Origin of the sequence: Acidilutibacter cellobiosedens (assembly GCF_004103715.1) — a bacterium.
GTDB classification, from domain to species: Bacteria; Bacillota; Clostridia; order Tissierellales; family Acidilutibacteraceae; genus Acidilutibacter; species Acidilutibacter cellobiosedens.
The window spans coordinates 232666-257046 of record NZ_CP035282.1 but is presented as its reverse complement, the minus strand read 5'-3'; the positions used below and the strand labels follow the sequence as shown (position 1 = coordinate 257046).

At 32.4% G+C, this 24381-nt stretch carries 11 protein-coding genes; all 11 read right to left on the bottom strand.

Annotated elements, in window-relative coordinates:
- Nucleotides 1-29: 29 nt before the first annotated feature.
- On the bottom strand, nt 30-2078 hold the full coding sequence (gene brxL, locus EQM13_RS01250; RefSeq protein ID WP_128751704.1) for a protease Lon-related BREX system protein BrxL: 2049 nt from the start codon (nt 2076-2078) through the stop codon (nt 30-32).
- A 15-nt stretch (nt 2079-2093) separates the two neighbouring features.
- Nucleotides 2094-4688 carry a BREX-1 system phosphatase PglZ type A gene (gene pglZ, locus EQM13_RS01245; RefSeq protein WP_128751703.1) on the bottom strand — a complete coding sequence of 865 codons (2595 nt, stop codon included), beginning with the start codon at nt 4686-4688 and terminating at the stop codon, nt 2094-2096.
- 29 nt (nt 4689-4717) lie between these two features.
- Complete coding sequence (locus EQM13_RS01240; RefSeq protein ID WP_161567139.1) at nt 4718-5602, bottom strand: SH3 domain-containing protein; 885 nt, start codon at nt 5600-5602, stop codon at nt 4718-4720.
- A 63-nt stretch (nt 5603-5665) separates the two neighbouring features.
- The gene (gene pglX, locus EQM13_RS01235) at nt 5666-9205 is read right to left on the bottom strand and encodes a BREX-1 system adenine-specific DNA-methyltransferase PglX (RefSeq protein ID WP_128751701.1); all 3540 of its coding nucleotides are present in this window, start codon (nt 9203-9205) and stop codon (nt 5666-5668) included.
- A gap of 17 nt (nt 9206-9222) precedes the next feature.
- The gene (brxC, locus tag EQM13_RS01230; RefSeq protein ID WP_128751700.1) at nt 9223-12816 is read right to left on the bottom strand and encodes a BREX system P-loop protein BrxC; all 3594 of its coding nucleotides are present in this window, start codon (nt 12814-12816) and stop codon (nt 9223-9225) included.
- Between the two features lie 19 nt (nt 12817-12835).
- On the bottom strand, nt 12836-13393 hold the full coding sequence (locus EQM13_RS01225; RefSeq protein WP_128751699.1) for a DUF1788 domain-containing protein: 558 nt from the start codon (nt 13391-13393) through the stop codon (nt 12836-12838).
- Nucleotides 13394-13406: 13 nt separating this feature from the next.
- On the bottom strand, nt 13407-14012 hold the full coding sequence (locus EQM13_RS01220; RefSeq protein ID WP_128751698.1) for a DUF1819 family protein: 606 nt from the start codon (nt 14010-14012) through the stop codon (nt 13407-13409).
- Nucleotides 14013-14023: 11 nt separating this feature from the next.
- The gene (locus EQM13_RS01215) at nt 14024-14254 is read right to left on the bottom strand and encodes a helix-turn-helix domain-containing protein (protein ID WP_128751697.1); all 231 of its coding nucleotides are present in this window, start codon (nt 14252-14254) and stop codon (nt 14024-14026) included.
- Nucleotides 14255-14436: 182 nt separating this feature from the next.
- Nucleotides 14437-16281, bottom strand: coding sequence for a JAB domain-containing protein (locus EQM13_RS01210; RefSeq protein ID WP_161567138.1), 1845 nt, complete (start codon nt 16279-16281; stop codon nt 14437-14439).
- Entirely contained in the window at nt 16271-16447 is a 177-nt protein-coding gene (locus EQM13_RS18120) for a hypothetical protein (protein ID WP_161567137.1), read from the bottom strand. The genes EQM13_RS01210 and EQM13_RS18120 overlap by 11 nt, the downstream gene beginning before the upstream one ends.
- A 188-nt stretch (nt 16448-16635) precedes the next feature.
- Nucleotides 16636-24375 carry a helicase-related protein gene (locus EQM13_RS01205; protein WP_128751695.1) on the bottom strand — a complete coding sequence of 2580 codons (7740 nt, stop codon included), beginning with the start codon at nt 24373-24375 and terminating at the stop codon, nt 16636-16638.
- Nucleotides 24376-24381 lie beyond the last annotated feature (6 nt).

The window sequence follows — 24381 nt, the reverse complement described above, 5'->3', positions numbered from 1 at the left end:
GACAAGTTTTATTACTAATATATTCAAAATCACTCCACCCCCAAAGCTTTAAATACAGCATCTTCGGCACTTTGATATGGAATTATTTGAAATGAACTCATAAGTTCTGCAGGAACTGTTCCAAAATCCACAAAAGATGTACTAGGTATAAGAACTTTCTTTGCTCCACTATCAAGTGCAACTTGAAGACTATCTGCAATTTCTGTAACCTTCATAATACTTCCACCGATACTTATTTCTCCAAGCACCGCCAAATTACTTATAACAGGTTTTCCAAGTGCAATTGAGCATAATGCAATTAGAGTAGGAAGAGCCAACTCCCCTGTCATTCCTATACCCTGTAAATCTTGATAATTTATAATATAATCTTTTGTAGTTGTACTTATTGAAGCACTAATCCTATTACCATTAGCTTTAAGATAATTAAAAGCAGTATTACTTGCTTCTTTAGATTCACGATTAGTCCCAAGTCCTGTTCTATCAAATTTTCCATTACCAGGAAGCATTTGAGACTCCAATCTATAGCAACCAATCATTCCATTTCCTCCACTAGCAATTGTATAAACTTGTCCTGGATTTAGCATACCATCAGGAATTAGTTTATCAGCTCCCTGTTCAGGAACACCTACATATTTTTCCTCAAAAGTATCTAAATCTATATATGAGAAGTTCACATCATAAAATTCCATACCACCTATTTTCTTTAGTTGTTCCTTCACTCTTCTTCTCATCTCAAGAGATAAGCATAGTATTTCTTCAAGATCATCTTTTGTAAATTCACCATGTGGATATACAATTTTCAAATATCCATTAACCATTTTTCTAACTGCAATAGTATCTCTTTGATTGAGATTCTTGCCTAATCTAAAATACTTGTCTAAGCTATCTCCATACTGATCCTTGCGAAGTTCCCTCATAAATTCTGCAAGATAATCAGTAATAAAACCGTAATCATTTGTAAAATGCTCAGGTCTAAATTTAGGAATCTCCCAACCCGGAAGATAACAATGCATTCTATCAAGAAAAGCTGTATCTATTGCCATTTCCTCTGGAAATGGATCAAACAAGCTGGAAGTTTTCAAAAGTACATCTACACTTTGATTAATATTACCTACAAATACCATTGAAGCCGATGCGGCTTTTTCTTCTTTTCCCCTTGCAAAAGAGCCTGATGCCATATAGTCTTTCATAATCTGTATACCATCATTATCTTTGAATTTTATTCCTGCAACTTCATCAAATGCTACACAATCCCAAAGCCCTACAAGACCGATTGTCTTTCTTCCCATATTGTAAAACAAATTTGCAACAGTAGTCTGTCCTCCAGACACAAGAATACTATTAGGGGAAATCTCCTTATAAATATGAGATTTCCCTGTACTTCTGGGACCCAATTCACATAGATTAAAATTATTTTCCACAAGTGGAATTAATCTTGTAAGCAACAACCATTTTTCTCTTTCTTCAAATTCATCAGGCTCCATACCAATAGAACGAAGCATAACATCTATCCATTCTTCTTTTGTAAATTTGCTTCTACCTTCTTTAAGCTCTTTTATATCCACCTGTGGCATTTGAATAGGTGTAAGCCTTGTAATGCTAATAGGATTTTTGTTCTGCTCATTCTCATCATAATCATAATCAAGTTGAATCATACACCATATACCACCACAAAGAAGCCTATCATATCTTGTTGGATATTCTTCTGGTACTGGAATATCACTAAGTCCTAGGTTTGAAAACTCCGCTTCATACCTATTTTTTCTTATGTTTAGTTTTACTGTTACCTTATCTATAATGGAAAAGCTACCTTTTTCTCTTAAAATAGAAAGTATTTTCTGAGCTTCATCAGGTCTAACAAAGTTATCTGAAAGAATCTTTTTAACTGTTCCTATACCCTTTTCAATAATTTCTTCATCATCACTACTACAATACTGCCCAAGCAAAAACTCTAGAACATATACGGGAACATTAGCCCCTTCTTTGATTTTTTTAGTCAAATCTTTTGCTACTATTTTTCCATCAAAATTTTCTCTAAGTTTTTGTTTTATTTCAGTTCTTGAACTTACATCTTCCATACCTAGTCACCCCCCTTAACTAAAGAAATCATATTCACCTGTGGCAAAGGGAATATCTATTACAAACTCAATCTTCTTTGGAAGAATCTGACCTGACTCTTCATAGATAACAAGGTTATAAGTCTTTTTATTATCATATTTTCCAGCTTTCAAGTTGAATGTTACATTAAATACTCTATCTTGCTCATTATCAGTATTCTTATCAGCTATAATACGGACTTCATCAGAAACTTTTTCTCCATATTCATCAACAAAATAAAGAAGGAAATTCGCGGCTTCTCTATTTACTGAAAGCATTTCACTTTGATAGAAAGACAGATTGAATATCATATTGCTTATTTTTCTTCCTGTTGAAAGAATATTAAGTTCTACAGGTTTAACATCATATTTACTCCTGTTTCTCTGATATTCTTTATTATCATTTCTTAAATGTCTGTATCTAATTAGTGGAACAACCATTTCCTGAAGTGAGATTCCTCCATGAACAAAGTTAATTCCTCCACCTTGCTTTTTAATACGGATATTCTGTTTCGGTGCAAATCCTTTAAGCCCTGATTCTTCATCAACAAATTTTATAGGCATCAAGAAACTTGGATTAGCAGATTCATCCATTATTGCATACCTTCTGCCATAATCAACAACACCTTCAAAGCCTTCTTTAGATACCTTATCATCCTCAGTAAACTCTTCATAAGTATAGAGGAAACCATGATCTGAGGTAATCATTATATTTACAGCTGAAAACTCATGCACAAGAATTCTAACCAGATTCTTAATTTCATCTATAGCCTTATCACAGGCAGAGAAAACCCTAGAATCTGATGTATGGCTGGCTGCATCTATTTGATCATGATATACATAAACAACTTCCATACCTTTTGCTTGAGCTTTTCTCTCTTCTCTCTTCATATGAATCAAATCGTCATATTTAAGCACTCTAGAGTCCTTATTAGCCTTTTGTAAAACCTTTTCTCTATTAGGCATATCTGTTGATTCGCCATCAATAAGAACTTTGAGATTATTATTTCTAATTTCAGTTTGAAGCCCATTATTAGGAAGCAATGCAGCCATTCCAAAAGGTGTAATAGTAGGGAATATCCCCGACATATCATCAATTTCTATCTTACATTGCATATCCTGTTTTAATTCTATAGAAAGCTCTTTTGCCACCTCATAACGCATTGCATCTGAAATAATTACATAGACTTTTGTCTTAGCATTTTTAATATTATTGTCATAGAAGTCAACCTGCTGTTTAATCTCAGAAATTTTTCCATACTCTTCAAACTCTCTACCGCTAACATTACACCAGTTAGTAAGGAGATCATCTAGGAACCAATGCTTATATATACCTTCAGCCCTATCTACCGTAAATTTAAATAAATCATCAAGCTTAGCATTTGAATTTCTAAGGCTTTTCTGATATGCCCTCTGAAACTTCCTATAATAAGTGTCCATTAAATAAAATTTATCTGTATAGGATTTCCAAACTTCCTTCGCACTTGTCATATGGAATGATGCTTGGTTTTTATTATAGAAATCCTTCATTTTGCCCATGTTATAAATGCCTTCATAGTATGAATTAAATTCTTCATACCAGGCTCCAACTCTTCTTTTATCACATATATCTGAAATATCTTCAGGATCTATTATGTCATTTTTAATGTTTGTCATAAGCTTTATAAGTATAATTTCATCAACACATGGAAAAGCTTCGTTGCTCTCAAAATGAGCTATATCAAGATTCATCAGTCTTTCATCAAGTTGAATTTCTTTCTCTACATAACGGACAAGTTCATATAGGCTCCTTTTCTCATTAGCATTTCTAAGCCAGTCCTCGACAAATTGAAAACAAAAAGCTTCATGTGGACTGGAAATAAAATTATCAAGTCCTATAAATGCTTCTTTATTTATATTTCTTGAAGCTGCAGTAAGCAGTATATGAATAGATAAATTTTCTAGGCTCTTTTCTTCACTTTGATAACCTGTTCCTTGTCCTACCATTCTCCAAAAAGTTTCATCTATTTCATAATTTATAAATTCCTGATAAATATCATTCTCATCATTTTCAATGCCTGCTTTCAAAACTTCTCTGATAATAAGTCCTGGCTGCATTTCACATCCTGCAATCTCACCCATAATAGCAAGTTCTAAATGTGCGGGATTTTCAATTCTACTTGCCTTTTTCTTTATAAGTTCTCTTCTTGCTTTAGCATTAAAGAACTTCTTATAAACTTTTACAGACTTTCTAATAGCAATGCTATCTGGTAAATTCATTTCGTCAATCTGTATAGATACAATATCCGCCCTAAATTCCTCACTGTATCTCATAACATCATTTATCCAATTATCTTCTTTTTCATTGAAAATAAGAGGGCAGTATACAAGAAAGTCTGACTCCTGGTCATCAAAGGATAGTAGTTTTTTTACTCTGAACTTATTGTTTTCAGACACTTTTATTGTTTTTACATCTGGAATTTCAAGATTATCAATTTCATCTTCAAATTCTCTATCCCTATCCATCCAAAAGATAATTCTCCTATTATAAAATTCAGGATAGGGTTCTTTAAATCTTTTCTGCAAATCTTTTAAAATTTCTTCTAAATCCAAACTTGCCACCTCCTTTTATTTTGGCTATTCTATTCTAAAATAAGATATTCCAATTTCCAGTTTTGAATCCAACCACAACATTCTTCACCTTTTTCATTTTTCCACAATATATGAATCCATTTTTTCTTTTTTTCTATTGCATAAACAACTCTTCCAGGTTCTAAATTTCCTACTACAGCAGAAGAACAATCTGGTTTTACCCTCGGCTTAATCACTTTATCCCCTACAAAAAATATTCTATTTTCATTATTTAATACAGACTCAACTACAAAATAATCTTCAATAATATTTTCCGTACTTATAAACACAATTTTGTTATTTTTAGCAATAGTATTATCATAAATAGTGTTAGAAAGAATATTAACTATCAATGGCATTAAAAATACAATTAAAAATAGTTTTATATATTCATGCTTCTCGTTACATTTTTCCTCTACTTGATTGTTTAAAGTTGGGTTTTTTGAATCTACATCAGATAGTGTAAACCCTTCCCAATCAATACAATTGTTAAATGTCTCCGGTATATTATCTATGGGAATCTCTCGAATTTCTTCTTCAATAAATTTATATAATAATGAATTCCCAAAACATCGCTTAATCCTCTCGGCATCTTTCAACAAATCCAAAGCAGGAAATATTTCATTGCAATTAACAATACCCACCAAGAAGTTATTTGTTATATTAGGAATACTATTCATAACATATTCTATTGAATTCATTCTATTATTAAAATCATATAGTCCTTCAAGTGGTGCTGTTATCTGTTTCATTCTTTCCTGTGCCTGCATCATACTTTCTATAGCTGAAGTAAATCCCATAAGATCTTCACATCTTTTTTGTTGTCGCTGAATAATTTGCATAGAAGGACTGTTAAAAATTCTATTCATTTTTTCAGTCTGTTCAATAATCTTCATAGCTGGATTGTTCAATATATCAGCTATTCCATTATAACTTTTCGTTTTAATTACCCCACTTTCCTAAATTTTCGCAAGTACATCTTTGAATATCTTATAGTTTTCTTTTACCCCATCATCCAAGTCTATCTCTATATAAGAATCTGCTATATGCTGAACTTTCTCTTCAAATTGTTGCGATTCTATGATTTTCTTTTTAAGTTCATCTGCACGTTTTTGAAGTTCTATTTTTTTACTTCCACTTGATTTCGCAATAGTATCTTCTACTCTTACAAGATCTTGTTTATACCTATCCTGTACTTCAAAAATATATTTGATTCTTATTCTTGCAAACATATCTTTATCGTATCTATGGAGATAAAACAAGCCCCTACAAGCGTCATTATTACCAGAATCATATTGCCAGTAGATAGGAAGCTTTTGATATATCTTGCAATGGTCTTTATAAAAATCATTTAAGAAATAATTTCTTATTCTTTCCCTACTACTATCACTCTTCTTACCTTTAAGCTCTGATGCTATAAAATCAAGATTTTCATTTAGGTGTTCTTCTCCAAATGTAATTTTTAAAAACTTAACAAACAACTCTACAATATCATCTTCAAAATACTCCTGATCTGTTATTGGAAGAATACCGTCTCCATCTGCTTTAAAAATAGTATATTTTGATAAATCAAACTCTCCACCAGCAAATACAAGACCTTCTTCGTCTAGAGAATATCTTCCCATGGCACAACCAATAAAGTAGGATAAGAAATTCTTCACCACATCTTCACGAGTCATTACATACTTGTTACCTTTTATTTCATCATCTATATCTTTTTTATTATCAAAGATTTTAGCTACTGTAATATCTCTATCAGATACTTCAGGAGTAAGCTCATCTTCAAGTCCGTAGATTTCTATAAACATACGATTCAATTCTTCTTCATTTTCTTTAAGTTTTGCAAATCTTTCATTTACTTCACCTTTATAACTCTCATAAGCAGTTTCGACTCTGCCATCCACCTTATTTGAAAGTAATGGAGACTTTTGAAAGTCCCATGAAGTCTCATGCATATCCCAATCTTGTTTCGAAAGATAAATATTTTCATTCGAAACGTTCATAACCTTTTTTTCCATCAAAGCATCAACTTTAATAACCGGAAAATTTTTAAAATCACCAACCTGCAAACTTATTGTAGGGTTTAACATTTTAAAAATATGATTTGCAATAGGTGTACTCATTAATCCTAATATATATTTAAGATTTTCTTTTCCTGTATAGAATGCCGACATACCTTTTACATCGTGTATCCCTCCTGGCATTCTATATCTTATTGCAAATTTTCCTGAAGTAATATCCGACCAAGTAATAGCTTCTTTAAAATAATATCCTGTGTTTTGTGGGCGTGACCTCAACTTACCTTTACTATCTTTAAAATTTTTAATTTCAACCCCATCATTTTCCCAGTTCACAATATAATCATAATTTCCATACCATTGTCTTCTTTGACCACCTTTATTATATGGAACCCATTTTTTCTTACTTTCAATTAAATCTTCAGCATTTTTTGAATCAAATTTACTTTTTTCTTGTTCTACTTCATACCATAATCTTAAAAATCTATTATTATCTGCTGTTGCTAAACCTTGCCTTACATCTAACACTTCTTCCATTAAAATTCCAACTTCAAAATCTTTGATTATACTGTCACTTGCCCAATAAACTATCGGCATTCCAGGGATTTTTAAAAAATTATCTGTGTTTGTCTCATAGAAATATCCACAATGTGGGTTTTCTATTGCTTCAAGAACTTTTTCTTTCTGAACTTCCATACCACCCTTAAATTCCTCTAGCCTTATATATTTACCCGGAGTATTTGAAGTCAAATTTTTAAAAACAAATGCGATAACATCAACTGTTGCTTCTTGAAAAAAAGCCCCCTTTGCTATCTGTATTAATGAGTCTATCGATTTGTTTTCAACAATGAACTTTCTCAATTCCTCGTATGATTTTAAAAACATCCATACATTGGGTGTCATAAAACCTGAATATCCATTTGGTTTACAAAAATCGAAGTTTCTATACATGAATACTGAAAATAAATCCGTTTTATAATCTCTATAATTTTTATTTACATATTCATTAAGTTGTCCATTCATTCTATTCAGATATGGTGGGTTTGTAGCTACTATATCATATTTCATAGTCATGACTTCAGTTACGTCTATAATGTTCTTTATCTCCTTTTGGAACTCGTCAAAATTGTAAGTAAATAAATCTATCTGTCCTCCATCCATATCTTCTATATATTTTCTGCAAAGCTCAAAATCAACTTTTTCAACTTTTAAAATGGATCCATAGTTTTTTCCATCTTTAAAAGTAGCTAATAGTTTTTCTATTGATTTCCTTGCTTCTTCTTTTTCTTCTACTGCTAAGCTATTCCCAAATATTTCAAAGTATTTTCTATCTATATTATTAGAATCAGGTATTGCATATATATGTGGCTCAATACCTTTATTTAAAATTCTCCTACTGTAAGAACGTGCTTTCATCATAAGTGAAAAATATGCAAGTTGCCTTGCTCTCTCATCTATATCTAGACCATATAGATTCTCTCTTAAAATATATTCAGCAGCTTCCCTTTCCCTATATCCACATTCCTTATATATCTCCATAAGAACATCAAATTCATATAAAGGAAAGTGACCTGAACCAACACAGTTGTCAAGTATCCTTAAATCTCTTGGCTCTATTTTTTCATCAATATATTCTATCTCACCATTCTTTGGCACTATAAAGAATTCAAGCTTTTCTTTTAAATCACTACCGGGATTTCGTTCAATCCAATACTTACCTAATGAATTATCAACAATATATCTAACTACCCAATCAGTAGTAAATATTTGTGTAGCAGCTGGGATATCTTTTTTTTCAATATTCTTCCTCTTTGTAACATTAATAACTTCAGCCTTTATTTCTTCATTATAATACTGATAAAGCCATCCTATTATCTGAACTTGTTCTTTCCAGTCTTCCTCAGGTATTTCACTTATCATTACATCTATTACAGAATCATCTCTTAAAAGCCCATCTGGGAGAAGAAGCTCTGTGTAGTCATTTAGTTTTTGAAACATTCCTGGAAGAACTTCGTTTAAAGCATTACATTGAGTAATAAATAAATAATTAAAAAGTTCCTCTTCCTTGTTACCAGCATTATAAAGCTCTAGAACCTTTGACTTATCAAGCCCTGGTAAATCAATATGTATAGCTTCTGACAGAATCTGAGGTTCAAACTCATTATTTTCTGAAGTGAAAACTCTTATATGGCTAGGTATATATCCATTTACTTCCATAAATCTTATGGCAATAAAACGGTTAAACCATGTATAAGCAACCTCTTCTATAGTTTCATCAAAGCCATCTTTATCTATTTTTTCAATTAATATTCTTCTTGCTTTTTTATCATCAGAAGTCAGGACCTGCCCATTATGAGCAGTATCCATCTCCTTCATTTCTTTATCTTTTTCTATTCCATATATCTTTGCTTTCTTAGTAACTTTTTCGATAAGTTCTCTTCTTGCCCAGATTGCAAAGTTTTTTATCGCTGTTTTATTCATATCCTACCTTTCCTTTCTTAGTTTATTTCTATACCATCACAATCTCCTAAGAGTGTCATAAGATTTTTTTCAATAGTCTCTAGATACTCTCTTATCTCACTTTCACTTTCCAGAGTTCTTGCAGGGAATATTGATTGCCTATAGAATTTCTTAATATGCTTTTTCTTTTCAGGCTCAGGTGATACTTCAGTTTCTTTTACAGTATCATTTTCTCCACTTTGCTTTCCTTCTTCATCATTACGTCTTCTTTCAGCTTCGGCATTACTTTTTTCAATAGAAATTATATCTTTGACTGCCTGATCCTTTTCAGACCAAAGACTAGGAATAAATCCATCAAGAATTCTAAGACTTTCTGTTTCAGCAATTTCCTTTTTCTTTTGTGTATAAAAATCATCAGTTTTCTTAATTATATTGCCGATAAGCCTATCATTTTTATCTCCCCTATGGATTTCTTCCATACATTGTCTTACAATTTCAAGGATTTCTTCACGTTTGCCATAAAGAAGCCTATTATGTCCTTCTCTCACTACCTTCATATAATCATTAAGTTTTGGAACATCCCTATAATCAAAATCGTCTTTTTTAGGATTGATATTGACTATAAGTCTAATTTTATTAAGTGCATCGTTTACTTCACTTTCATTTTGAAGGTAATCAAGGTCTGAACGAAGCAAGCTTTCCAGTCTTGTTGCTTCATCAAATGTATCTACCTGTGACTTAAAGAAGTCTTCAATAGCTTCCATATCTTCCTGCATATCTTCAAGCTCATCTTCCATATCAATAAGCTTGTTTACAAGGGCAATATTATCTGTCTTTGCATAAAGAAGATCTGATACAGTAGCCTTTGCTTCAATTATTTTCTTTTTATCAGGATAGTTATTGCCCTCATATTTATTAAGTAATTCATCATAATGGTCTTCTAGGTTTTCAAATTTAGAAATAATAAAATCTACAAGTCCATCATCATCTTCTGGCACATCCATAAGGTCAAAGAAATCTCTTAAAAAGTCTCTTGCCTCTTTTATCTTTTGAATACTTATCATTTCACGTTTTTGAATCTTTGTTTTCCCTATTTCACTTCTCTTATATAAAAGTTCTGGAAGCCTCTCATCATCTGTTCTTATGGTTTCTCCACCGTATTTAATAATTACTTTTTGTTCATAGATTAATCTTGCAACTACAGCTGCAACATCTCTTTCTCGCCATCCATAAGGAATAGATGTGAATCTTTTCTGAACATCTGCCATATTGGTAGGAAGGTGTTGCTGGTTTTGAGCTATTAGGTAGGTTTCAATCTCAGTTGCTGCCTTTCTGTTGGACTCTAGTCCTGGCATTATACCATCATCTTCTCTTCCATCAAGAATCTTATAAATATCTTCATCTGAATCTGCATTTTTTGTAATCAAGTCAAGTTTATTATATACATTAGAAACTAGATACTCTAACGCTTCATCAATTTTAGCTTGTGGTGTTCCAGCTTTTACTGTAGTCCTATCTCCATTTATATAAAACTTTGCTTTCATAAAAGCCTCTTTAAGTTCCACTAAGGCATCCTCTTTAAAATGCTCAGCATCGTCTTGTTTACTTCTTATAATATCTTGCATTGATTTTGGAAGTTGTGGGATATTCTTCTTTCTTGCAAACTTATCTATTTTCATAGCATTTTCTATGAAGTTGTAATATTCCGTATCTTCAAGTACCACAAGAACCTTGTTCTGAGATTCAGTCATCAGTCTAAGTTCCTGTTTATCTATTACGCTTGTTGCAATAGTAAGGATCTCTAGTTCCATTCCTCCAACTGGATTACCATAATTTACACCATCTACTTTTTTATCAAATTCAAAGTCATATTTCTTTTCATAACGGAATTTTTTTGTTGTATATATATTCCCAAAAATCATTTCAGAAATTTTTCTTGTAATCTCGCTTGGATCTACATATTCATCTCTGATTTCTCTTTCTACATCCTGCTCTGCATCAGTAAGAAAATTATATGTATCTCCTGTTCTTGCAATATAGTTCTGGCGAATAAGCCTATCCAGTGATTTTTGAATCTTGTTTCTTTCATCAATCTTATCCACTCTTATATCTTCAGCCATCATAATTATAATATTATCAAGATTTGCAGGTATATCTTCCACATACCTAATCATATAAAGCAGCTTCAAGACATTAACATCTATAGGTTCAAGACCCTTATCATCTCTTGCTGCTCTTTCTGCTCTTTCTATTACTCTTCTAATTGAACCATCAAGAAAAGTATGAACTGTGTCATAAAACATCCAAAAAGGAATTATTGCATACTCATCCCTATCCTGAACCCTTTGTGCAGCTTCCTGGAAGCCAGAAAGCATAGATCTTTCTCCACCTGATAAATGCTTTCCTGCATTACCATGTTTCCTAATTTCAGAAAATACCTTCTGCATGAGAATAAACTGATATGGCACAAAGGGAAAGTTTACAGAGAATTCTCCTGGTCCTTCAAAACCTCTTATATCTCCAACTGCTTCTCTAAATTTAAAGAGATTGTCCATAACACTTTTCTGTTTGTCATAAACATCTTCAAGATAGGCTTTGGACTCATTATTTTTCTTTAGAATTCTCTTTTGAATAACCTCATCTGCTGATGATGAAGAAAGTGAAAGCCTTGTCTTGAATCTTGCCTGGATTCTTGAAAATTCGTCTGCCCTTGTTCTAATTATTTCATCTAGAGCTTCTTGCCCAGTACACATTACCCAGACTTTTCCCATACATTCAGAGCCTATCTTTTCAACTAAAGATTGAAGATTAAGGAGCATATCAGTATCAGCACCTACATACTGTCCCACCTCATCAATCATGAAAAGAAGCCTATAATTATTTGGCTTACTATCAACATACTCTTTTATTTCAGACACAAGCTGTGCTATTGAAATATCAATTTCTTCAGAGGAGTCAAACCAGTTTCTCGCTGCTGTTTCACTCATACCAAGAACTTGCATAAGTGTTTCAACTACTTCATCTTCACAGAAGTCAAATACATCTCTTGAATCTATCCATGAATCACCGTTTTTTTCTTCAAAAACACGTCTAAATTCTTCTGTTTTTCCTTTTCTATCTACATACTGCTCAAGTTTTGCAACTTTAAGATTTTCACCATAAAATCCAAGGTGTTTATAAAACATCTTGGCAAATACCCTTAAAACTGCTGTCTTGTTTTTTTCCATAGGCCCTTCTATATCAATATTAAATAGAATTGTTTCTGTAGGGGCCTGTGTTGATTTATCAATCAGCATAAATGTTGCTAAATCATCCGTAAATTTTTCTCTGAATCTCTCTACAGTCTTAATTCCATTTACTTCTTTATTTTCTAAAATGTATGAAATGATTTTCAAGAAGTGAGATTTACCGCTTCCAAAGAATCCAGAAATCCATACACCTGTATCAGCAGTCGGTCTATCAAAAGAATCTGAATAGTAATTAAAAAAACTTATAAAGTGTTTCTTAAGTTCCCTTGTAATAACATATTCTGAAAGTTCCTGTTCTATTATACCTTCCGTATCTTGATCAACTTTGATAACACCATTTATCTCTCTATTGATGTCATCATAAAACATATTTTGTATTCTCAATTATATTCCCTCCCACTTCCTAAATTATATTAAATGCCCTATAGTACTCATTTGGTGTAAATTCATTAAATAATATTACCGATCTGCCATTAAAACTTCCTGGATAAAGAACAACTATAGGAATGTCATCAAATCCTGTCTGTAATTCTTCTAAAAGAGAATGAACTCTCATAAAGGGATATACCTCTCCTACTCCTGTAAGTAGAAGAACATCTCCTTTTTCATGTGGCTCATACTGCATTTTTTCTGCAAAAGCTTTTGTTGTTGAGAATTTTAATATTCTATCCTTAAGGAAATCACTTCCTTTTTTTTCTTCCATAGCTGGAATCTTATCTATAATATTTTTTTCCTCACATATTTCCAAAAACACATGATATAGATTATAGCAAATAAGATTGCAATCCAGCGAATTATCCTTTTCAAGTTGCTTTGTAAAATGTCTTACAGCCATTTCATCTTCAGGCTCATAGCAGAACATTCTTATATTTACTTCGTTACTAAGTCCTTTTCCCGTAAGAAAATCTGGATCTTGAAACAAGCTTCTTAATCTATCAAGTTTTTCATTTATATTGCTCACTCTGCTGCCCCCTTTACTCAAAATAATTGAAAGCTGGAAGACAAGTTGCATCTCCATTTTCAATTATTTTATCTTTTAATTTATAGTCTAAAAGCACTTCATTAAGACTCTTAGAATTCGTTTTATCTATATATCCGTTTTCTTTTAAAAGACCTCCTAATACAGACTTAAGCTTGTTAATTGTTGAGTCACTCCAACTTGCTACGGTATTATTCTGTTCCTGAAGTCTTGTGAAAAATACATTTAGATCCATTCTACTATAGGAAAAATTACGGGTTCTGTATTTCTCTCCAATAACAGTAATCATAAACTCCCATATAAGTCTTGAATCTTTCATCATTGCATATAGGCATACTTGTCTTGAAATATCTAAAGGTCTATTTATAATCCATGATACAAGCTCTTCATCTTCTAGAGCATTTAATCTTTTTAAGCAAGCTCTTGCTCTCATTTTAAGACTTCTTTCTGTAGGATATTGATATAGATTTTCTTTAAATATTTTTTCTATAGCTTCTTTTTCGCTTAATCCTTCCTCAAGTAACTTTGCAGTTATTTTCATTTCATAATACATAAAAGGTTCTCTTGTGAGGGAAGCTATATATGGTGTCTTACTATCCATAAAGTACCTCCTTATTTATTCTCATCTTCATTAGTTTTTTTTCTAGGACTATAAGTAACTATATCTTCTATTCCACAATTAAAATAATCGCAAATGCGGGCTAAAATTTCCATATTTACTGTTTCATTCTTACCTAGTTTTGCTACTGTGGTAGGACTCAATTCAACGGCTTTCTGAAAATCTGTTTTATTCATATCTTCATCAATTAGAATCTTCCAAAGTTTATTGTAGCTGAATCCCATATATATCCTCCTTATTTATTTTCTATATATAATACTTCTATATGTTTGCGTAAATTATATCCATATTTGATTATATCATAATTATAGTTGTTTGAGTATACATAAAATTAAATGGTTACATAAAAAAAGAAGGGACAGACCAAAGCCTGCCCCATATCCAGTAGTTGCTTATGCTACTGTCATTACATCTCCCTATTATTCTTCGTGACTCCCATTTTCTCCTGTGATTTCTCCATAGCATCTTTTGACACCTTGTCTTTGAATTTATTAAGTTTTGCAATAGTTGATTCTTTTTTACTATCTTCTTTATCTGTAATAGCATTTATTCTTTCAACATTCATTCCTTTTTTCTCTTCAGATAATTTTGTCTTAGTTGCCTCAACCCAATCTATAAAGTCTATATCATGAAAGGACTTCTCTAATGGATAGGAATCTGCAAAATCATAGTCCGCATCATACATAGCATTAGATAGTTCTGTATAGGAATTTATAAAGTCATCCATCTTTTCAAAAAGCTCATTATCCTTATTTAGCTTCCCTTCTGTCTCCATAACTTTTTCTTTACCAATTGTAATTTCATCTTCTAAATCATATATAACCTCGTCAAAATAATCATTTATTAGATTTACCCCATCATTATGCATAAATCTATCGTAAAGCTCATCTAATAGGTCTGGATTATCTATTCCCGTTTCTATTGTAATCAAAGCTTTAACGAAACCCTCGTAGTCCTCATCTATCATCTTATTTATAGTATCTATTATCTGACTATCTTTCTTTTGAGGATAGCTATCAGAATAGTTGCCATGATTCCAAAAAAACTTTCCATTATCACTCTGTAAGCCATAAACCTCAACAAATTGTCTTCCATCAAATAAAATAGCATTGTCTTTATCTATATCCAAAACAATAGTTTCATCTGATAGAGCAGTTTTTATTTTATCTCCAACCTCAAGAGTAACTTTTTCCATATCATAAATATTCTTATCTTCTTTAACAATTGACATTTGCCCTAGCTTATCTTGATAGCTCAGATTTTCACTTTGAAAACCACTAACTTCTTGTGAAAAAGATAGGGTTTTTTCTTTGCCAACTATAAAATGATCCAGAAGTTCTATTTCAAAAATTTCAGTTACATTTTTTATCTTTTTAGTCATTTCTATATCTTCTCTGCTAGGAGTAGGATTGCCACTAGGATGATTATGAAATACTGCCATTCCCTTTACATCCTGATAATTAAATAGAGTCCTAGCTATAATTTTTAAATCTACTATTGCAGCATCAGTAGCTCCTTTAAAAAGCTCTTCTGCTCCAATAATCTTTTCATTACTATCATAAATTAGAACACCAAAAATCTCTTGTTGATGGTGTTGAAATCCTATTTTTAAAACTTCCTTTATTTCTTCTACATTTTCTACCACATTTAAATTTATAAGTTCATTACTAGCAAAATAGCTTGTAAAATCTTCATACTTATCCTTAAGGCTATAATCCTTTTCTCCATAAGCATTTTCTGAATCACTGGCTATTTCATAGGTCTTAGTCGAATAGTAGCTTCTTCCTGCTACCTTTGATATGAAACTATTATTTTGTTTATTGTAGCCAATAGTATCTATAATCTTCATTCCTATTTTTTCAAAATATTCTTTAGTTTCCTCTATTCTTTTATTAGGAGTATCATTAGAAAAGGCTAGAAATACACTATTAGCTCCTGCCATTAAGCCCTCTCTTAAGGCCTCTTTTATGCTGTTTTTCCAACTTAGTCTAGTTCTCTTAAGATGAACAGGATGGTTTTTTGTATTTGCAAAAATAATAGTCCCAGTATCTTTAGTAGGTAAAGTTGTTGACTTTACATAATCTACAAAGGTATCAGGACTATTTATTGCTTGTCTACTATTTTTAATATTAACTCTAGCATAATCTAGGAATTCTATAAGAGGTCTTATTTCATCATCTTGATTTTTTATTTTTTCATAAAGTTCTTCCTTGCTATTACAATTAAATTCTTTATACAAATTATTTTTCATTCCCATCCACCTCCTCATCAAGATTTGTAAGGTGAGGTTTGAATAATTCTTTTATTTCCTTAACTTTTTCATCATCTTGATTTTCTCTAATATATGCCATCATTTCACTATGGCTATTAAGACCAAAGTATTGGAGCAATCTATTTTTGTTTTTTTTGTTAAGCATAAAACTCCTCCTTATAGTTTTTATTCTTATTTGTTTTAAACCCTTAGTTTACTATTTTCCCAAAAAGTTAAGCTCCGAGTTTCCTCAGAGCTTTTTATTAGGACATCAGGAGGCTACACCCCCTGATAACCCCTGTGGACTTCGTTTTTTATGAATTCATAGAATTCACCAAAAATCAAAGTAGTATATTATCTTGCACCCTTATTCTTTTCTTTATCTTTCTCATCCAGTAATGAGCTTGTTTCTTCTTTAATTTTGGCTTTAAATTTTTCAAGTTGCCCAAGTGTAGATTCCTTATCATCCTTCTTAAGGCCATCAACATCATAAGTTGATTCAAAATAATTACTACTTCTAAAGTCATTATCATACCTATCTGGAATCCCATCATTATCTAGGTCTTTTGCAAGTGGATCATAGAAATTTCCATCATCGTCAATTTCAAGTCCAAGTTTCCCTCTTAAGTCTTTCTCATCAACCCTTACATATTCATCAAAATCTCCATGTTCAAGTTCGAGTTTAAGCTTTTTAAGAGCTTCTTCTTTGCTTACAGACTCATCATCCTCACTTTCAAGATAACTTCCATGAGATACTTCTTTATTATCTACATACTGTGTCCATGAATAATCTTTAAGACTTATTTCATATTGTATTTCGTGTTTCCCATCTTCTGTAGTTGTATAGGCAAGTCCAATATGGCCTTCATCAGGGAAAAGTTTATTGAAGTCATCATAAGCATGGTCTTCTCCAAATTCTCTATTGCAATAATCAATAATAAGCCTTTTAATATCCTCTATAAGGGGATTTAGATTTTCTAGGTCTTCCACTTCTCCCATATCAAGAAGTCTATTAATTTCTGTGAGTCTTATTGTCTTGTTTTTTAATTCCTCAGCCTTATCAAAAGGTTTATTTACTTCTTCCTTAGCAATTTCAATTTGTTCTTTGGTAGCTTCAAGCTTTTCTTCAAATCTTTTTAAACTATCAGGAATCCTCTCCAAGACATTATCCATTCTTGTAATATTTCCATCCCTATTTTGTCCTAAATCTCCATAATGATTGTTTGAGCCTTTTAAATTAAAATTATGCTCATTTGTAAGGAAGTTATAGGTTACTTCTATAGGAAATCCTCTGTATTCTCCAATAAGCTTTTTATCTCTTAGTTTCACTCCCTTAACTGCTTCAAGGATTTTATCTCCTGCAAGTTTTCTATCTGTAATTATTTCATCGCCGATTTTTATGGAAGTAAACTTATTATCACCTGTTCCCTGTGGCCTAGTTCTATCAATATCACTTTTAGCACCTTCAATAAGCTTCTTATATTTTTCAATTTCTCTTGGATAGGTCTTTATAATCTTATCTTCCAAGCTATAAAGATTGCTCTTGTAGTTTCCTTCAAGCATTTTTAATTTGGTTACTTCAATATCCAGGTCCATCTTTTCTTTTATTAAAGGGTTACCTGTTGCAAGGGCTTTAATTTCAGCATAAGAAAGAGTATTCTCATCAACATCTTCCGCCACTCTAGCAGGTGTTTTTGAAGTCATAATCTGTGAGATGAATTTCTGCTTATTTTCTATTGTCTGCCACAAATAACTATCAAAAGTATTCTCAGTAACATATCTAAATATCTTAACCTTGTCATTTTTATTACCACGTCTTACAATACGACCCGCCCTCTGTTCCAAATCTGCAGGTCTCCATGGCACATCAAGGTCATGGGTAGCAATAAGTCTATTTTGTACATTAGTACCTGTTCCCATCTTTTGGGTAGACCCTAAAAGAATCCTTACATGGCCTTTACGGACTTTAGAAAATAGTTCATCCTTCTGTTTTTCTGTATTAGCATCATGGATAAATGCTATTTCTTTTTCTGGAATACCCATATTCAAAAGCTTGTCCCTTATATCATCATAAACATTAAAACTTCCATCATTCTTTGGGGTAGACATATCAGAAAATACTAGTTGGGTTGAACGATTATCCCTTGTTTTATCCCAGATAGAAAAAATATTTTTTACACATACATTGACCTTGCTATCAGGATCATCAGGTAAAAGAGGATTGATAAGCCTTTGGTCAAGGGCTAGTTTTTTACCATCATTCGTGATTTTTAACATATTATCTTCTTCTGGTTCAACCCTTCTATCTCTTACCCTGTCTGCTCGCTCTGAGATGCCTTTTAAGACCTCTTTCTGTTCGTCTGTAGGCTTTGTCACTATAGTTTCATATTCCGCTTCAGGAACTTTTAAATCAAGCATATCAGCTGTTTTTATATCTGCCACTTCTTTAAACATGCCCATAAGCTCAGGAAGGTTATAGAATTTGCTAAACCTTGTTTTAGCTCTATATTTATCTCCTTCAGGTGAAAGCTCTACTGCCGTTACAGTCTCACCAAATGTACTGGCCCATGAATCAAAATGTTGTAGGTTATTCTTTTCAAGTTCATCATATTGAAGATAGCGTTGCATGGTATAAAGCTCGGTCATACTGTTTGACACTGGAGTACCTGTAGCAAATACTACTGCCTTTCCTCCTGTCATTTCATCTAAATATCGACATTTCATAAACATATCAGAAGATTTGAGTGCTTCACTCTGACCTATTCCTGCCACATTTCTCATTTTTGTATAAAGAAATAGATTTTTATAATTATGGGCTTCATCCACAAAAAGCTTATCAATTCCTAGTTCCTCGAAAGTAACCACGTCATCTTTTTTAAAATCATCGTTAAGTTTTTTTAATCTACTTTCAAGTTTCTTTTTAGTATTTTGTAGCTGCTTTACTGTGAAATTTTGACTTCTGTCATACTTATACTCTTCAATGTATTCTAGAATCCCTTCAATTTCCCTATTTATATGATTTTCTTGATATTCTTTACTCATAGGTATCTTTTCAAATTGTGAATGGCCTATAATAACTGCATCATATTCTCCTGTTGCAATCTTACCTATGAATCTCTTTCTATTCTTAGGTTGGAAATCTTTCTTGGTAGCAACCATAATATTTGCTCCAGGATAAAGTTCCATAAAGTCCCTTCCTATTTGTTCAGTTAGATGGTTAGGCACTACAAATAATGCCTTGTTACTCATTCCAAGCCTTTTTGACTCCATTGCAGAAGCAATCATTTCAAAGGTCTTACCTGCACCTACTGTATGGGCAAGAAGGGAATTTCCACCATAAAGTGTTCTTGCAACTGCATTTTTTTGATGGTCTTTAAGGATAATACCTGAATTCATGCCTTCAAAGCGAATATTACTTCCATCATATTCCCTGTTACGCACAGAATTAAATTTTTCATTATAAAGCTTTTCTAAACGGTGTCTCCTGTCTGGATCTTTAAATATCCAATTTTTAAACTCTTCTTTTAAAAGTTCCTGTTTCTGACTTGCAAGCATTGTTTCTTTTTTATTGAGTATGGAAGACCTACTACCATCAGGATTTGTAACCCTATCCCATACCTTTGTTTCTTTAAGATTAAGGGCATCTTCTATAATCTTATAAGCATTAACTCTACTAGTACCATAGGTCATATTTGCAAGGTCATTTCCTCCATCCTTGCTCTTACCCTCAATTCTCCATTCAGCTGTAAAAGGTGAGTATCTAACATGAATATCCCATCTTGCAAATCCTGGTGTTTTAAGAGTTTCAAAGATAAAGTTTTCTACATCTTTTTCTGGTATCCATGTAGCTCCAAGTCTTACTGTGATTTCTGAAGCAGTGAGTTCCTTTGGCATTACTTCCTTAAGGCTCAGTTTTTGTATTTTGAGGTTTGCAAGATTGTCTTCTATTTGTTTGAAATTAGAATTATCCTTATCCATAAAGCCTATAGAACCCTCAATATAATTTATATATTCATTTAAAACATTTATCTTATCTCTGATGTTTCCACTTAAATATTCATCAGCACTTACATAGTTAAATGCCATAGGATTGTGCTTTTCTTTCTCTGTAAAGGGAAGTGCATTGTTTTCTCTGTCAAATTCCTTAATATCAAGAAAGATCTTGCCTTTTAAACTCTCTACTAAGACTTTTTCATCAAGGTCTGTAAGTTCCTCCATATATCCAAGGTCTACTCTTCCTTTTTCTGCAATAGAAAGAATAAGGGATTCGTCTGGTGTGTCCACATGAGTTACTGGCACAGCCTTTTTTATTGTTCGTTTTGTAAATATATCGCCCTTTTCCTTGAACTTTCCTTCCTCAAGTTTTTCAATACTTGAAATAAGAGCAAAATTACTATCCTCAGATAAAAGCCTTGTATTCATTCTTCCATTTATAAAGCCATTTTTCTTGCTAAATTCATCATATATATCATTAAGTTTTTTCTGAGCTAGTTTAATCTCAACTTCACTTCTATCTTCTAACTGTAAATCAATCACTTCTCTAAGAGCATTTCCAAGAGCTATATAATCTCTGATTTTATCTAGGTCTTTATCATTCCTATCCACTTCTCTCATTATAGAGTCTTCTCTCATATAGACCTTTCCATCTTTTTCGGTGAATGAGAAGTTCTTTACATTTTCATCAGCTGGAATAATCTCAGCTTCTTTTTCTCCTTCCTCTCTTTCAACTTTTATAGGCTCAATCTTTCCTTGAATCTTGTTTATAGCTTGTGAAAGTTCAGATTTTAAATCATGATTATCCTTGGCTTGACAGGTAGTGGTCTTCCCAAATCGACCAGATACCTCTGTCATTTGACCAAGTACCATTTGTGGATTTTCGACAAAATATTTGTTGTAACTTAAACCCTTATCATCTATTCCAAGTTCATACCATGGCTCTTCTCTTTCTATTACTGATTCCTTCTTTTTAAGGAAAATAATATCACTAGTTACTTCAGTTCCAGCCATACCCTTGAAAGTATTATTTGGAAGTCTTATAGCTCCAAGAAGCTCACATTTTGCACCTAGATATCTACGAATTGAATCATCCTTTTTATCCATTGTCCCACTGGAAGTAATAAATGCAATTACTCCACCACTTCTTACCTTGTCTATTGACTTAGCAAAGAAATAGTCATGAATTAAAAAGTTGTTCTTGTCATATAATCTATCATTTACTTTAAATTCTCCAAATGGAACATTGCCAATTGCCACATCAAAAAAGTTATTGGAAAATGAGGTTTCCTCAAATCCCTTAACCTGTACATTGTTTTCGGGATATAATTTTCTTGCTATATTGCCTGATATACTATCAAGCTCTACACCATAAACCTTTGATTTCTTCATGCTTTCAGGAAGGCTTCCCATAAAGCTACCAACTCCACATGAAGGCTCAAGTATATTCCCATTTTCAAATCCCATGTTTTCAAGTGCTTGATAGATTCCATCAATAACTGTTTTAGGAGTATAAAAAGCCGTAAGTGTAGATTCTTCACAGTCCTCATATTCACTTAGACTAAGGTTTTCTTTAAGAAAGTTCCTTGCCCTTTCCCATTGTCCTGTTTTACTTTCATCAAATACCTCTGATAGACCACCCCAGCCTACATACTTAGCAAGAATTTCTTGTTCTTCTCTATTTGCTTCCCTATTTTCTTTTTCCAAAGTTTTAAGGACTTTTATAGCATTAATATTATTCTCCAGCCTTTCTTGTGGTGGAAGGCTTTCAGGAATAATTTCATCAGTAATAACAAAATTTTCAATCTTAGGGGTTTCTCTTTCGTCTTCTTGTCTATCTTCTATATCTTCAAAACCTCCAAAAGAAAAAGTCATTTGTTCATCTTCTTTAGCTTTTTCTTCATCAAAGTCATAAAGTTCAGTAGTATAAATAAACTCATTAAATTCATCTATGCTTTCAAATTGAAGCCTTCTTACCTGTCTTGCATCAATAATATATTCTTCTTTCAATTCATAAGGAAGCATTTCTATAAGAAGCATATCTTCTCTTACACTTGTAATAATAAAAGGATTGTCCCACATTTTTATAACATCATCCCTAGCAATAGGCACTCTATTTAACTCTTGGTCTTTTAAATCTATAAGATAATCATTTATTTTATAGGTTTTATAACCTTCTTCATCCATAAAAATCTCTATTTCTCTTGAGTCTTCAAAGTTTTTACCCTTATAAAGTTGATATTCTACACCATCAACTAAAACCTGTCTTTCATCTTTATCAAGTTCTATATGATTAAGATTGCTTTTTGGAATTATAATAAATTCTGTACCTACTTTAGCTGCAATAAGTTCTTCATCTATTTGTTCTTCCCCTTGCATAAAAAGAATTTCTGGGTCTACCTCTTGTGAAACTTCATTTCTTGTAAAATCATCAAGTTCTCCAAAGAATACTCTATGAATTTCTTCTTCGCTTAATTGTTTTTTAAGTTCACTATCCCTTAATTCCTTAAATGTTTTAGGAAAATCTTCAAGAACAAGTCTTTCTGCTCCAATTTTCCTAAGTTCCTTAAGATTAAAGTAGCCCCATTCTGGTTCAAGACCTGCTACAAGACCATAAGCATCTTCTGTTTCAGGATCATACTCTGTCAAATACCAGGTCCAATTACTTCTAAATGGAATAATATATGCTGCATGAACTGTTTTATCTGCTGCAGATATTTCTTCAGTTTCTCCTAGTTTAGGAACATTTTCTAAGATTTCTTCATTCATAAGTTCTTGAGGATTAGCTTTTGAATAGTATTCTGGAACAAAAAAGGAAGCAGATTCATCATCTACTCCCTGGTCCTCATCTATGCTTATTTCTTCATCTAATTGTAAACGTACTCCTTCATTGCCATCTCCCTCAACTCGTGATTCAGGTTCTCCATAAGACCTGTCCACTTCATCCAATCTTCTGCCTTCAGTTCCTCTGTCAGCCCAAAGCTTTCCATCATCCTCGGTTTCTCCATCTCTATGAACCTCTTGGCTGTCTCTTCCACTTCTAGAAGATGCTTCATAAGGCTTTTCTCCAGGAACATCTCTTGGAATAATCTCTCTTTCTCCTCTACCATGAAGTTCAGTCTCGCCTGGGCGAATCTGTGAGTCAGGTGTGTCTGATCCTTCATTAGAACTTTCTCTGTTACTTCCTTCATCTTCAAGATTATCTCTTCCGATGTCTCGCATTCCCCAAATATCATCTGATACTCGTTCTCTACCTTCTCTTCCATCAGATATTCTTCCAACATTTCCTCGAAACTCATCATCTATCCCTCCTATTTTTTCTTCCTTATCTGTTATTTCTCTATTTTCATTGTACCGCTCAATTGCTCCTTTTGTCAGCACCTTATTTTTATCAATCTCTTTATCTATAGCTACTGTTCTTTCAAGGATGTCTGTCACCATTAAATTTAGCTCATTACCTACTATTGTTAGTGAAATTTCATCAAGACTTCCAAGGATATCATTAATCTTATTTCTATCAGCTTCATAATTTATATCAAGCCTTGCAGCATATCCTATTTTTAAGGATTCTGTAAGAAAATCATTAAAGATTTTTCTATAATTAGGAGCTATCTTAAGTTCATTTAAAAGATAGTTACCCTTGTTGATTACTTCTGTATATGCAATATTTTCAAGGATTTCATCTATTGTCATATCCTTCATTTCATCTTCACTAAAAGCTCCATCAAACCCTAAAACTCCCCTTAAGCTATCTTCCCCATTGGTTAACTCCCATAATTCCACCTGATTTGTGGCTCTTGTCATTGATACAGTCTGACTTAGATCAAAAATATAGGTTACTTTGCCATATCCTCCATAATTCTTATATATGGGAATTCCTCTTTCGCCACGCTTTACAGTTCTATTAAATTTCTTTCTCCAAAAGTCAAATTCTCCACAGGCTCTTGCATTAGTATTTCTGTTGTAGATACTAAGCTGACTAGTAAAATCATATTTATAGTTGTTTCCAACGGTTCTCATAAGAGAAATATATTCGTCACTATCAGATAGAGCCTTTGCCTTTATCTCTTGAATTAAATGTTCAAAATCATTTATTCTCATATGTTT